A 13,479-nucleotide genomic window follows, 5' to 3' on the forward strand; every position below is an offset into this window, starting at 1 on the left:
GGCTTCGACGCTAGTCTGGTACCGAGTAAGGAGTCAATTTGCATTTTGCCCCTGACACCGAGGTCACTCTGGAGTTCACCGTGGCGCTCGCCAATACCGTCGCCGGCGCGACCAAGAGCGGTCGCGACGAGATCTCCACGCCCTCAGAGCTGACCGCGCTTCTTGACGCCTACGGCTACACCGGCCGCTTCGATCGTGACCAGGCCGAGTTGCTCGATGTCCGAGACACGCGCAGCCGCCTGCGTGAGGTGTGGCTGCTCGAGAGAGATGCAGCCGTCGCCGAGGTGAACGGCATGCTGCAGGCAGCGAAAGCCCTGCCCCATCTCGTTCGCCACGACACGTTCGACTGGCATCTGCACGCCACAGACCAACAGGCTCCGTTGGCCGAGCGCATCCGAGTCGAAGTGTCACTTGCCCTGGTCGACGTGATCAGAACCGACGAGATGAACAGGCTGCGCGCCTGCGAAGCCGACGATTGCGACGGGTTATTGCTCGACCTGTCGCGCAACGGGTCGAAGCGATTCTGCAGTGTTCGCTGCGGCAACCGGATGAACATGGTCGCGTTTCGACAACGAGTGGCCGGGTCGGCGTAGGGTCTGTGCATGTCGACCCCAGAGAACGGTGCGCACGGCACCGACGAATCGCCCACCGAAAGTCGCTCCGCGACTTTCCGCACGCCTGCGCGGGTGGACTACTTCGAGATCGGCACCCCCGATCCCGTAGCGGCTCAGGCGTTCTACGGAGACCTGTTCGGCTGGCAGTTCGACGAGCCATCCGAGCCCGCGCAGTACAGCATGGTGAACGGCGGCGCGGGCGGTCTCTGGAACACCGAGGCTCTCGGCGGAGCGAGCTGGGCGGTGTTCTATGTGCACGTCGACGACGTCGCGGCGAGCTTCGCGCAGGCCGTCGGAATCGGGGCGACGGTCGCGCTTCCGGTCATCAATAACGGGCAGATCGAGTTCGCCCACCTGATCGACCCAGCAGGCAACAGATTCGCCATCTGGAACGAGGCGCCGGCCGCCGGCTGAAAACGAGAAACGCGCACGGAGGCGCACGTCTATTACGCTCAATCACTAAGGAATCATTCAGATATCGATTCTTCTAGTGACGAGAGGTAGGGCAGCGAGTTGGCAATCGACAGAAGTCAAGCGTTGGATGAACCTGTCATCACCGCGCTGTTGCGCCCCGACCACACCGGAATGCTGAATGTCGACGGCACGGCGCGTGCTCTGCGCGGCACCTCGGAAGGGGAGGCGCTGCAGGCACTGATCGGTCTGATTCAGGATGAAGCGCTGAAGTTCCGTCGCCCGGTGCGCGTGACGGTGCGCGCCCGAACCGGGCTCAGTATTCTGCTCGCCGCACCCGACGGATCGATCGAAGAAGAGAGCTTCGTTCCGTTCGAAGACCTTCCGCAACCGTGGCCGCCGCCGGAGTCGGCCCCAGAGGGAGAGGGAGAGGCAGCGGCAAAGGCAGCGGCAAAGGCAGCGCCAGAAGTAGCCCCAGAGGCAGAGCCGGCGCCAGCGACGGCCGGGCCGCGGGCGGCTGCGGCGTTGACGATCGACGAAGACGTCGACGATGACGCCGACGACGAGCTCGACTACGACGACCCCGCGTTCGGCGGCCCCGTTTCAGCCGCTCCGGTCGCCGCCGCGGCGCGCGACCGCGAACCCGCGGCGGAGGTAGCTCCAGAACCCGAGGCGGATTCCGAGCCCGAGGCTGATTCTGAGGCCGAGGCGGATTCCGAGCCCGAGCCACACCCAGAAGCGGCGACCGCACCCGAGCCCGAGCCTGAGCCGGAACCCGACGCCGTCGTCGAGTCAGACGCGCAATCAGAGGCAGAGCCGACGCCCGAAGCCGAGAAAGAGCCAGAGTCGACGCCAGCCGAACCGGCGCCAAATCCCGTGACGGCGCCAAATCCCGTGACCGAACCCGAACCCGAACCGCAACCGCAACCGCAACCGCAACCGAACACGGCCGCCGACCCAGAGGCGGATCCCGAGCCCGTACCTCAGCCCCGGGCATCCACCGCCCCGCCTGCACCGCCCGCGCCACCCGCAACACCCACCGCACCGAAAGAACCTATGTCTGAGCAAGCTCGTCGTGATTTGCTCGACGCCCCCTCTTTTCTGGCCACGACAAGCGTCGACGAGCCCGCGCAGCGCGGATTGCCGGGGTTCATGAACCGGTTCGGCTTTCATTTGGCTCCGGGCCCGGCCGAGCTCAGCGAACGAAACGACATTCAGGGCGTCTCGCGTCACTTCGACGCCCACCGCACCATCAGCGTCATCAACCGAAAGGGCGGCGCGAACAAGACGCCGACCGTCGTCAATCTCGCGGCGGTCTTCGCCCGCTACGGCGGAGGCGGCGTACTCGCGTGGGACAACAACGAGACCATGGGCACGCTCGGCTGGCGCACCGAACCCGGCGCACACGGTTCGACGGTGCTCGACGTTCTCGGCAGCGCCGACGAGCTCCTGGATGCCCGGGCAGAGTTCGGGCAGATGTCGGGCTTCGTGCACCACCAGCAGGCCGACAAGTTCGACGTGCTGCGTTCCGATGAAGATGCCACGGGCATCCATGAGATGACGGCAGACGAGGTCGACGTGGTGCACAGCATCGCGGCCAAATACTACCGACTCATTTTCATGGACTCGGGCAACAGCGACCGCGCCGAGAATTGGCTTCGCATGATCGACCATACCGACCAACTCGTGGTGCCGACGACAACAATGGAAGACCGTGCCCAAGCGGCCCTGCTCACCTTGCAGGCCGTGCAGAGCCGCAGCGAGAAGGCAGCCGAGTTGGCGCGCAATGCGGTGGTCGTGGTGTCGGAGTGGCAGCCGAAGGAGTCGAGCATCTCGCAGCGCATGGCCGACGATTTTCGGCCGTACGTGCGCGACGTGGTCATCGTTCCGTTCGACCCGGCGCTCAAGGCCGGGCGCATCCAGTACGGAGCGCTGCAACCCGCCACCCGGCGCGCGTGGCTGGCGGCCGCGGCGGCGGTTTCGCGGGGGCTCTGAGCCGGGCATCCACTCGCCGGGCCGCCGGCTCGCCGACGGACGCACGCGCGGTACAGCGCACGAACGCACTCAAAGCACTCAGAGCGCAGGAAACTGCGGCCCGAAAAGCGCACGCAGTCGATCACCGACGATGGTGTTGTCGCCGTCGATCGAGGCGTTGACCGCGGAGCGCAGCAGCGCGGCGGCCGGCTCGACGAGGTAGCCGCCCTCGATGCGCCGAGCGAGGCTCGCCGCGGCACGCACCCCCTGCCGTGGCACCGGGCTCGAGATGTCGGTCAGCGTCATGAGGTCGTCGGCGGCGAGTTGCTCGAACGTCCAGCACAGATCCCACAGCACACTGAACGAGGGCTGCTGCAGGGCCTGACGAATGACAGCGGTCTCGAGATAGTACGACGACATCGAGGCCCGTACGCGGTGCTTCCACGCCAGAACGAGACGGATGAGCGGGCGTAGGCCGTCGTCGTCGATGCGGCTGAGCAGCGTCTCTCGGGCGCCGATTCGCGTCGCGACCCAGCGCTTCGCCGGATCGGCGAGCACCACGACGTCACCGCCGGCGGCCGAGATCGACGACGGCGCTTCGAACGCGGGAATGAGCCGCAGGCCGGGTGGCCCGTCGTCTGGCGCGGCGCCGACGGCCCAACGCCCTGCGCCACCGAGCGCTATTTCGTCGAGCCCAGCGTCACCGAGCCCCGCGTAACCGAGCCCTGTCGCACCGGGCCCTATCCCACCGGTCTCAGGATCGCCGAGCGGCGCCACAGCGGCCGCCACCAGCTCTGACGCTTTGGCCGCGCTGGTCGGTTTGCCCGACAGCACCACGAGAACGTCGAACCAGCTGTGTTGGCCGACCTCGGTGCCGTGCCGGTACGATCCCGCGTCGACGACTCTGAGCACCCTGGGCTCGGTCGCCAACACGTCGACGGCCCGATTGCGCAACTGCACCAGACGCTCTTTCTCGTCGGTCGACGCGCGGATGCTCTCGTCGAAGCTCCGGAACACGGATTCGATGTTCTCCAGCACGAGTACTCCCAGCAGACGCCTGAGCCGAGACTACGTCACTGACAACCGGGATGGGCAACGAATTTGCCGGGCCGAAGCGGGCTCACTAATGTAAGTGAATGGTCACAAACAAAGCAGAAGCCGGCGAACCGACCCGTCGCCCGGTCAGCGCTCTCATCACCGTTCTCGGTGCTACCGGTGCCGTCGGCCGCCCGCTCGCGGCCGAGCTCGCCTCTCGCGCGTCGACGAACGGCTGGCGACTGCGGTTCGTCGGGCGTAATCTCAGCACTCTGCGAACTCTGGCAGAGCGGTTCGACGCCGAATGGTGGCGGGTGAGCGAGTTGTCGCTTCACGAACTCGAACCCGCACTCAGCGGGAGTTCGGTGGTGGTGAATCTGGTCGGTCCGTTCGCCGCGACCGCCCAGGTCGTGTCGGGCGCCGCGCTGGCCGAAGGGTGCCACTACATCGATGCCGCGAACGAATACGCGGCGGTCGCGGCCGTTCTCGCGCGCGACGCCGAGGCCCGCGACCGGGCAGTGACCCTGATGCCGGCGGTCGGCTTCGGAACGGTCGCGACCGAGGGTCTGGCCGCGTCGGTCGCCGAGCACCTTCGAGGCGGAGGCGGTGCTGACGTCGCGCGCGGCGGTAGCGCCGCGAATCCGCTCAGAACCGGGCGACGGAGTGGCGCTGCGACCACGCTAGGCGGTGATTCCTGGTACGGCGGCGTCGAGGGCGGCGCCAGCGGTGGCGGCAGCAGCGGTAACAGAAGCGACAGCGGCAGCGGCAGCGGCAGCGGCAGCGGCGGCGAGCACGTTACGCGGGTCAACGTCGCCATGTTCCCGCAGAGTGCGGCGCGCAGTCGCGGCGCGGCGACCAGTGTCGTCGGAGTGCTGGCCGACGGTGGCGCCGCCGTCGAGAACGGTCGGCTCACCCGTTTCGCCCTCGGCCACCGCGCCCATCGGCTGGTCGGACCGAACGGACCCACCACGCTCATCCCGGCAGCGACGGGCGACCTCGCGGCCATTCCGGCGACCCTCGGCGCTCGATTCGTCACCAGCTCCGTCGGCCTCCCTCTGCCGCGGTTCGGCGCCGCGGCCGCGTTGCCCCTCGTCTCTGCGGCGATGCGTTCGCGCCTGCTGCGCCGGCTAGTGGATGCTCGTGCGGCAGATACGGCGCCGAAAACGGGTGAGCTCGTGTCGTACTCGTGGGCGCGGGTGGCGGGTGAATCGGGTGACACTCGTGAGGCGTGGCTGCGCGCTGGCGAAGGATACGCCTTCACCGTGCACGCCCTCGTGTCTGCCCTCGAGCAGCTGCTCGCGCCGAGAACACCAGCGGGAACAACGACTGGAACGCCGGCTGGAACAACGGTGGGAACAACGGCTGGTGCACTGACGGCGACGGCCGCCTTCGGGTCGGGATTCTTGCGCGGGTTGCCAGGCGTGAGCACCCACTCGTCGCTGGCCGACGCGCTGGCCCACGGTGCTGCTGCCGACGATGCCGACGCCCCGGCCGATGCCGGCGCCGATGCTGATGCTGATGCTGATGCCCCGGCCTAGCCGCAAGGCCGACGTGCTCGCGGCCGCGACCGCCTGCTTCGCCGAGCTCGGCTACGACAACACACGTGTTCGGCACATTGCAGAGCGCTCAGGCATGTCGGAGGCGTCGATCTACCGACACTTCGCTTCGCTCGACGACCTGGCGACGCAGGTCTATTCGGCGAACCTGGCCGCGTACGCGCGGCTCGTCGCCGACGCCATCGAGTCCACCCGCGCCGAGCGTGCCGTGCACTCCGAACGCCCCGAACGCTCCGAAAGCTCCGAAAGCTCCGAAAGCTCCGAGATCGGCGATGCGACGGTGTCGGGCGCATCGGCAGCCTCCGATAACGCGGAAGAACGTGCGCTGCGTGCGATCGTGCAAGAAACGATCGCGCGGTACCGCAGCGACCGCGTCTCGTTCGTGGCGACGCTCGTTCGGGTTCCCACCTTTCTGCCGAAGTTACCGGCGGGCACGGTTTATCCGCTCGAACTCATCGAAGCGGTGATCCGCCAGGCGCAAGCGTCGGGCGTTGCGCGCGAGGGCCAGCCGAACCTGCTCGCCGCCCTTTTCATGGGCGCTCTGCTGCGCCCGTTTCTGCTGGCGGAGCTGGCCGCTCCCGGCGCGTTCGACCTGCTCTCCGAGAGAAAACACGACCTCGTCATCGAAGAGGCCGCCCTCGCGACCGTCATCGTGCCGCGGTAATACGAACGGCCACCGGCGCTCCCTCAGCCGCCGCGAGAACCCGCTAGCAGCGAGAGAACCAGCTAGCGCCGAGAGAAGGTGGTGCACCGTCTTCTCTCGGCGCGAGAGGCTTCTCTCGCGGGCGGTGAGGTGCCGGCCGAGGCCGAGATGCCCGGGTGATCAGCGATCTTCGCCGATGGCGCGGATGCTGCGCAACTCGTCTGCGAGGTCGGGAGCCGCATCTGCGGGTGGGGCTGCCGACACACCGCCGGTCGCACGTGTCGCTGCGGCGTCAGCGGCGGCGGCGCCAGCGGCGGCAGCAGCGGCGGCGGCAGCAGCGGCGGCCGCGGGCGCGACGGCCCCGCCGCCGGCACGGTTCGCCTGGCCCGCGCGCAACGCCGCGAGCAACGCCGTACCGCTCGGCACACCGAGCCCGGTGCACGCATCCCAGCCCACCCCGGCGTCGAAGGCGCCGTTGTCACCGACCGTCACGTCGCGCAACCCAGCTCGTGCCGCGTACAGCGAGGGCTGCAGCAGCCCGAGCGGCGACCCCAACGACTCCACGAACCGCGCGACCAGTGCTGCCCACAGTGGAGCGACCGCGCTGGTTCCGCCGTAGACGGCCCGGGTGCCGTCGACCAGAACCTCATAGCCGGTCTGCGGGTCGGCATTTGCGGCCACGTCGGGCACGCCGCGACCACCGGAGCGCGCCGGCGACGCGGGCACTCCCGCCCCCTGCTGCCACACCGGCAACGCGAACACGTCGCTCACCCCGCCGCCCGTCGCGCCCTTGCCCGACCCGTTGTTCCAGACCGTCTCTGAGGTGACCGTGCTGCCGCTGGCATGCAGGCTTGTGCCGCCGCAGGCCAGCGCGTGCGGGCTCGACGCCGGAAAGTCTGCGTGGTTGGCGCCCGCGCTGTCGCCGTCGGAGCTGCCATTATCGCCCGCGGCGACGGTGACCGTCACGCCGAGCGCCGCCGCGTCTTGCAGGGCGTCGTCGAGGGCCGTGCGGGCCTGGGCAGTCCACTGGTCTTCGCTCTGACCCCAACTGATGCTGATGGCGGCCGGCGTAGGCTTCGCGTGTGCGGCCGTGGCGACCGCATCGAGAAACCCGGCGTCGGTGTTGGGTGCGAAATAGACCAGGATGCTCGCCTTCGGCGCGAGCGCGCCCACCACTTCGATGTCGAGCAGCACCTCGCCGTCGGCCCCCTGGGCGTTGTGCTCGGGGGTGTTCGCGGCGCCGTCGACGCCGACCGCCCGCACCGCCGGAACGTCGATGCCGAGACCGCCGAAGTACGTGTCGAGGTCGCTCTGGGTGAACCCGCCGCCGAGTTCGACGATCGCGACGGTCTGGCCTGCACCCGACGTCTCCGCCGGAAAATCGTAGAGACGCCCCAGCTCGACGGGCGTGTAGCTCACGCTCGCCGCATGGGCTTCGGCCAGGCGAAACTGCGCACGAGCCTGCGGTCGGTCGTCGAGCCCGAGCACCGCCGTCACCACACCGTCGAGGGCGGCCGGGATGCTCAGCCCTCCACTGCGCCGCCGACTCTGCACGAGGTCGCCCCCGCCCACGCCGCCCGCGCCAGCCGCCTCGCTCACGTCACCCGCCGCGCCGCCGACCCCGCCCACACCGCCGCCAACCCCGCCCGCGCCGGAACCGGACCCACCTGCACCGGAACCGGACCCACCCGCAGCAGAACCGACCCCGCCCGCAGACTCCCCCACCTGCAGCGTGGTGCCGAACACCCGCTCGACCGTCGCCACGCTTGCCGCGATGCGAACACGCCGCGAGGGCGGATCGACCTCGAGAATGTCGAGCCCGAGTTCTCGAAACGTGCTCGTGACGAGCTCGACATCGGCAGGCGCAGCCCCGACACCGGCAGCCGCCTCGCCCGTCACCTGACCCACCGCCCCAGCGCTCGCCCGGCGCAACACCACAGTGGCCTCGACCACCGAAGCGCGCGCGGCCGGCTGAGCCGCCGCCGCGAATCCGTGCGCCGGAGGCCGTTCACTGCCGGCGAGCGGCACGAGGTCGAGGGGCGGCACGAGGTCGAGAGGCGGCACAGAGTGCTGAGGCGATTCTGAGGATTGTACGGATTCGGTCATGCATCCGGTTTACCGCCAACCCCCGACACCGGGCAAGTGCTTGCACCAAGCCCGATTCGGCAACCCCCGGCATTCCCCGAGAATCGCCCGATAACATGAAGGAACGGCGGCCGGACCACACCCCCGGCGACGCCGCACCACCGCACCACCCTCATTCTTCGCTCGAGTTCACCGCTGCTCTGGAGCATCGCCCCTGAAGCGCCGCCCGTAAAGCACCGACCCCGAAGCACCGACTCCGATTGCCCCGCCGCCCATGCCTCTGTCACCCTCTCGCGCCGCCGACGCGTCTGCGTCTGCGGATGCGCCTGCGCCTGCGCCTGCGCCTGCGTCAGCGTCAGCGTCAGCAGCATCTGCAGCGCACTCCGTCGACCGTACTTCGACGCCGGCCGCGCGGCACCTCCGGGTCTCCGTGGTCGGCCACGTCTGCATCGACGAGAACACGGCCGACCGAGGCGACGTGCTGCGCTCCGCCGGCTCGCCCGCCGTGTTCATTGCGCATCAGTTCGCCGAGTTCACGGGCGTGAGCACGACGGTGCTCGCTCCGCGCGGCACCGACTTCGACCCGCTCGCCCCCGAGATCTCGTTCTTCGACGCGGCCGAGGGCGACACGACGCTCGTCTATCGCAATTCCTTCGTCGACGGCGTGCGCCACCAGCAGTGCCTCTACACCGACAGCGCCGTTCCGAAGCCGGTCGATGCGCACACGGCGAAGCGAATGCGGGATTCCGACGTCGTGATCGTGGCCCCCCTGCTCAGCAACCTTTCTCCGACCTATCTGAACGACATCTTCGAGAACGTTCCCGCCTCCGCCCTTCGCCTGCTGTTGCCCCAGGGCTACATGCGCCGCGTCGGCACCGATCACATCGTGCACGAGCGCGAGTTCACCGAATGGGCTCACGTGCTCCCCCACTTCGACGTGGTGGTGTTCTCTGACGAAGACTGTACCGACGCGCTCGACACGGCTCGCGGATGGTCGCGGGCACTCCCGCACACCGCCATCGTCGTGACGCAGAACCGGCGCGGAGCCACCATTTTCGAACGGGGTCGCTCGCGCCGGGTCGCGGCGGCACCCATCGCGGCCGTGGATTCCGTCGCCACCATCGGCGCCGGCGACGTATTCAGCGCCCACCTCGCCCTCGGCCTCGCCGGACGACGCGATCTTGATGTCGCCGTGGCGAACGCGAACAACGCGGCGGCGAGCTTCATCGAGGCCGCGAACGTGCGCGCGTCGGCGCGCGACGAGTCGTCGCAGCTCGTCTGACCGACCAGCTCCGCGGCCCCGGTCATCGGGGCGTGCCGCGAAACCGTCGGGGACGTGTCGCGAACCCGCCCGGCGTTTGTCGCAAAACCGAACATACGAGCGTCGCAGAGCCGAGCATCCGCATCCCGTACGAACAGACCCCCGATATGCTGATGCGATGAGCCGTCTGGGGAGTGCGACACTATGACGATCACCATGCCCGGCGGCGCTGCCGCGAATGCCGTTCTGACGAGAAACAACGTCTCCGTTCTCGGTGCCGACACCGCCCCGACCATGATCTTCGGGCACGGCTACGGCACGAGCAAGCAGATGTGGCGCCTCGTCGCCCCGCAGTTCGCCGACGACCACCGGGTCGTGCTCTTCGATCACGTGGGCTCGGGCGACTCCGACCAGGCGGCGTACGACGCGAGCAAGTACGACTCGCTCTACGGCTACGCCGACGACCTGCTCGAAATCGCTCACGCGCTCGACCTGCACGACATCGTGTTCGTGGGTCACTCGGTGAGCGCCATGATCGGCGCCCTCGCCGCCATCGCCGAGCCCGAGCTGTTCGCGAGCCTGATTCTGGTGGGCCCGTCGCCGCGGTACATCAACGACTCCGACTATGTGGGCGGTTTCGAAGCGGCCGATGTGGATGCCCTGCTCGACTCGCTCGACGCGAATTACCTGGGCTGGGCATCGACCATGGCCCCCGTCTTCATGGGCAACGCCGAGCGCCCCGAACTCGCGGCCGAATTGGTGGACAGTTTCGCGAAGGCCGACCCGGCTGTGGCCAGCCAGTTCGCCCGCGTCACGTTCTTGTCAGATGTACGGGCCGAGCTGCCGAACGTGACCACTCCGACGCTCATCGTGCAGTCGACGGATGACATCGTGGCTCCCGTCATCGTGGGCGAGTATCTGAAGGGCGCCATCGCCGGCAGCGAACTGGTGGTACTCGAGGCCGACGGCCACTACGTGCACCTGGCGAACCCGGGCAAGCTCAGCGACACGATTCGCGCCTTTCTGTGACAGAAACCGATTCTGGGACCGGAACCGATTCTGTGACCCAAGCCGAATCTGTGACCCAACACAAGTCTGTGACCGACGCCGAGCCTGAGCCTGCGCCCGCGCCCGCGCCCGCGCCCGCACCGACGGCAGACGGCCCGCACCAGCACGACGACGCCTTCGACCATGCGCCGTGCGGGCTGCTCTCGGCGACGGCGAGCGGGGTGGTGACCACGGTCAACGACACCTTCGTGCAGATGGTGGGGGTACCCCGCGAAGAGGTGGTCGGCCACTACCTCATCGAACGCCTCACCCGCGGCAGCAAGCTCTTCTACGAGACCCGGTTCATGCCGCTACTGCGCGACCAGGGGCGGGTCAACGAGATGGCGCTCGACCTGCAGCTGCCCGACGAGTCGGCGCTGTCGGTGTTCGTCAACGCGGCCGTCGACGACTCGGGCGGCGAGCCGAGCATCCGGTTCGCCGTGTTCGACGCGACCGTGCGCCGCAACTACGAACGCGAGCTACTCGCGGCGCGGCGGGCGGCCGAGCTCTCTGAGAAACGCGTTCGCATTCTGCAAGCGGCGACCACCGGATTCGGCACCGCCGACACGGAGTCCGACCTGGGCGCTACCCTCGCCGAGGCGGCCCGGGCCGCCACCGATGCTCCGCAGGTGACCGTGTACTTCAGCAACGACGACGGCGATCTGGTGCCGGCGGCTGCCGATGCGACGATCATCGCCGCCGGGCAGAGCTCGCCCGCGACACTCGCGCTGCAGAGAGCCGTGACGCAGACCTGGTCTGATGCGGCGACACTCTCCGCCGCGTTTCCGCAGGCCTCCGCGTTTCCACAGGCCTCCGCGTTTCCACAGGCCTCCGCGATTCCTCAGACCGGCGCGGTCTCCGCAAGGCGCGCCCGAATCGAGTCGCTCGTGGCGGTGCCGATCGTCGAGGCGGGCGTCGCCACCGGCGCGCTGCTCTGCGGCTTCGGCCGGCCCAGAATTCTCGAGCCGAGCACGATCGAACTGCTGGAGTCGCTCGCCGAGCAGTCGGTCGGGGCGCGGCAGCGCATCCGGTTGCGCGAGCAGATCGTGTTCCAATCGCTGCACGACGCCCTCACCGGGCTGCCGAACCGGCTCTACCTGCAGCGCCGACTCGACGATCTGCTCGCCGACAACACACCGGATGCCCGGGCGATCGCCCTGCTGTTCGTCGACCTCGACGGGTTCAAGGCCGTCAACGACAAGCTCGGCCACCAGGGCGGCGACCTCGTGCTGCGCGAAGTCAGCGCGCGGCTCACATCGGTGGTGCGGGCCGGCGACACCGTGGCGCGCCTCGGCGGGGATGAGTTTCTGATCATCTGCGAGAACGTCAGCGAAGACCAGATCGTGGACATCGCGGAACGATTACGCGAGTCCGTTCGCCGACCGCTCGACGGCGAGGCGGCGGGGCTGCCCGTCTCGGCGAGTGTGGGCGTGAGTTTCTACAGCGCCGACGAGTCGCGCAACGACGTGACCGGTGAGACGCTCATCCGTTTCGCCGACGAGGCCATGTACGAGTCGAAGCGCGCGGGCAAAGACCGTTTCACCTTCGTGCAGGTCTAACCTCTGGCACACGCGCTGCCGACTTTGCGCAGAGGCACCCAAAACCGCGACGATCGGTACTTTTTCGCAAAATGGAGCGAGTCAGCGAACCTGAGCCGCGAAGGCCGGCTCCGCCGTGCGCCGGCGAATGAGGTACCCGAGCTGAAAGAGCACGAGCGCGATGAGCACCGCGCCGGCGCCCACGTCGGGCACCAGCTGCGCACCCCCGACGGCGAGCGCCGCGCCCCCGAGCAGAGGTGCCAGCGCGATTCCGGCATACATGGCGGTCGTGTACCACGACAGCACGATTCCCGACGCGGCGGGGTCGATGGAGATCAGCCGATGCTGCAGCGGCGGCACGGCCGAGAAAGCCGCCAGACCCCACACCGCGAAGACGACGGCCGTCACCAGGTAGTTGAGGTCGATGATCGGCAGCACCACCAGCGCGAAGAAGTGGATGATCATGAACGCGCTCGCCGTGCGCCGGTTGCCGAACCGGTCGGTCAGAAAGCCAGACCCGAGGTTTCCCACGGTGCCCGCGAGGCCGTAGACGAGCAGCAGCACCGCCAGCAGTGTGCCATTGCTGTTCGTCGCGCCCGCCGTGATCTCTGAGCTGAAGATGTACACCACGTTGAATCCGGCGGTCATGAAGAGCGTGGCGCCGAGCACCACCACGATGCGGTGGTCACGCAGCGGCGCGAAGCGCTCCGCGATGCTCACCGGATTTCCGAGCGGCACCCTGCGCAGGAAGAACGCGACGAGCACCCCGAGCACCGCCGCCATCGCTGCCACGACGTACAGCGGCAGCTGCCAGCCGCCGGATGCTCCCAAAGCCGTTCCGAGCGGAGAACCCAGTGCACTGGCCAGCGTGAAGCCGAGTGTGACGAAGGCGATGGCCTGACCGCGCTTGACCGGAGGCGCCAGCGAGGCCGCAGCAGCGGTCGCGGCGGGAACGAGCGCCGCACCACCCAGGGCAGCCACGATTCGCCCGACGGTGAACACTCCGAGCGTCGGTGCCGCTGCAGCGATCACCGTGCCCACGGCGATCAACCCGAGGCCCGACGCCATCAACGTGGTTCGCGAGACTCTCGGCAGCAGAATGGCGACCGCCGGTGCCGCAACGGCGACCACGATGGCGTAGAACGTGATGGAGTAGCTCACATCGGCCGGCCGCACGTCGAGCGACGCGGCGATGTCGGGCAGCAGCCCGGCGATGACGAAGGCGTTCGTTCCGACCACGAAGAGACCGAACGCCAGCAGCGCGAGCCGTGGGTAGTAGCGCGCGGAGTACGATGGTTCGATGGTCGTCATACTA

General features: G+C 68.5%; 11 protein-coding genes. 8 read left to right on the forward strand and 3 right to left on the reverse strand.

The window, feature by feature from the left end:
• Positions 1-38 precede the first annotated feature (38 nt).
• The 3 genes from LQ955_RS10335 to LQ955_RS10345 all read left to right on the forward strand — a co-directional run bounded on the left by LQ955_RS10335 (position 39) and on the right by LQ955_RS10345 (position 3,020).
• A complete protein-coding gene (locus LQ955_RS10335) occupies positions 39-593 on the forward strand; it encodes a CGNR zinc finger domain-containing protein (RefSeq protein WP_231024461.1) in 555 nt (184 codons plus the stop codon).
• 9 nt (positions 594-602) lie between these two features.
• Positions 603-1,028 carry a VOC family protein gene (locus tag LQ955_RS10340; RefSeq protein ID WP_231024462.1) on the forward strand — a complete coding sequence of 142 codons (426 nt, stop codon included), beginning with the start codon at positions 603-605 and terminating at the stop codon, positions 1,026-1,028.
• 123 nt (positions 1,029-1,151) lie between these two features.
• Positions 1,152-3,020, forward strand: coding sequence for a chromosome partitioning protein ParA (locus LQ955_RS10345; protein WP_231024463.1), 1,869 nt, complete (start codon positions 1,152-1,154; stop codon positions 3,018-3,020).
• Positions 3,021-3,098: 78 nt separating this feature from the next.
• On the opposite strand, the gene LQ955_RS10350 is transcribed toward LQ955_RS10345, so the two are convergent.
• A complete protein-coding gene (locus tag LQ955_RS10350; protein WP_231024464.1) occupies positions 3,099-4,037 on the reverse strand; it encodes a hypothetical protein in 939 nt (312 codons plus the stop codon).
• Between the two features lie 98 nt (positions 4,038-4,135).
• Here LQ955_RS10350 and LQ955_RS10355 point away from each other — a divergent pair, with 98 nt between their 5' ends.
• Both LQ955_RS10355 and LQ955_RS10360 read left to right on the forward strand, forming a co-directional pair.
• A complete protein-coding gene (locus LQ955_RS10355) occupies positions 4,136-5,572 on the forward strand; it encodes a saccharopine dehydrogenase NADP-binding domain-containing protein (RefSeq protein WP_231024465.1) in 1,437 nt (478 codons plus the stop codon).
• Entirely contained in the window at positions 5,559-6,254 is a 696-nt protein-coding gene (locus LQ955_RS10360) for a TetR/AcrR family transcriptional regulator (RefSeq protein ID WP_231024466.1), read from the forward strand. Before LQ955_RS10355 ends, LQ955_RS10360 begins: the two co-directional genes overlap by 14 nt.
• Before the next feature lie 159 nt (positions 6,255-6,413).
• Here LQ955_RS10360 and LQ955_RS10365 read toward each other — a convergent pair whose 3' ends face one another.
• Positions 6,414-8,339 carry a S53 family peptidase gene (locus tag LQ955_RS10365; protein WP_231024467.1) on the reverse strand — a complete coding sequence of 642 codons (1,926 nt, stop codon included), beginning with the start codon at positions 8,337-8,339 and terminating at the stop codon, positions 6,414-6,416.
• A gap of 253 nt (positions 8,340-8,592) precedes the next feature.
• Here LQ955_RS10365 and LQ955_RS10370 point away from each other — a divergent pair, with 253 nt between their 5' ends.
• From LQ955_RS10370 to LQ955_RS10380, 3 genes are all read left to right on the forward strand, one after another.
• The gene (locus LQ955_RS10370; RefSeq protein ID WP_231024468.1) at positions 8,593-9,600 is read left to right on the forward strand and encodes a PfkB family carbohydrate kinase; all 1,008 of its coding nucleotides are present in this window, start codon (positions 8,593-8,595) and stop codon (positions 9,598-9,600) included.
• 183 nt (positions 9,601-9,783) lie between these two features.
• On the forward strand, positions 9,784-10,608 hold the full coding sequence (locus tag LQ955_RS10375) for an alpha/beta fold hydrolase (protein ID WP_231024469.1): 825 nt from the start codon (positions 9,784-9,786) through the stop codon (positions 10,606-10,608).
• A gap of 50 nt (positions 10,609-10,658) precedes the next feature.
• A complete protein-coding gene (locus tag LQ955_RS10380) occupies positions 10,659-12,185 on the forward strand; it encodes a sensor domain-containing diguanylate cyclase (protein WP_231024470.1) in 1,527 nt (508 codons plus the stop codon).
• Between the two features lie 81 nt (positions 12,186-12,266).
• Here LQ955_RS10380 and LQ955_RS10385 read toward each other — a convergent pair whose 3' ends face one another.
• Positions 12,267-13,475, reverse strand: a complete 1,209-nt coding sequence (locus tag LQ955_RS10385; RefSeq protein WP_231024471.1) for an MFS transporter — start codon at positions 13,473-13,475, stop codon at positions 12,267-12,269.
• Between the last annotated feature and the right edge of the window lie 4 nt (positions 13,476-13,479).

It is taken from the genome of Subtercola endophyticus (assembly GCF_021044565.1).
Classification (GTDB): domain Bacteria; phylum Actinomycetota; class Actinomycetes; order Actinomycetales; family Microbacteriaceae; genus Subtercola; species Subtercola endophyticus.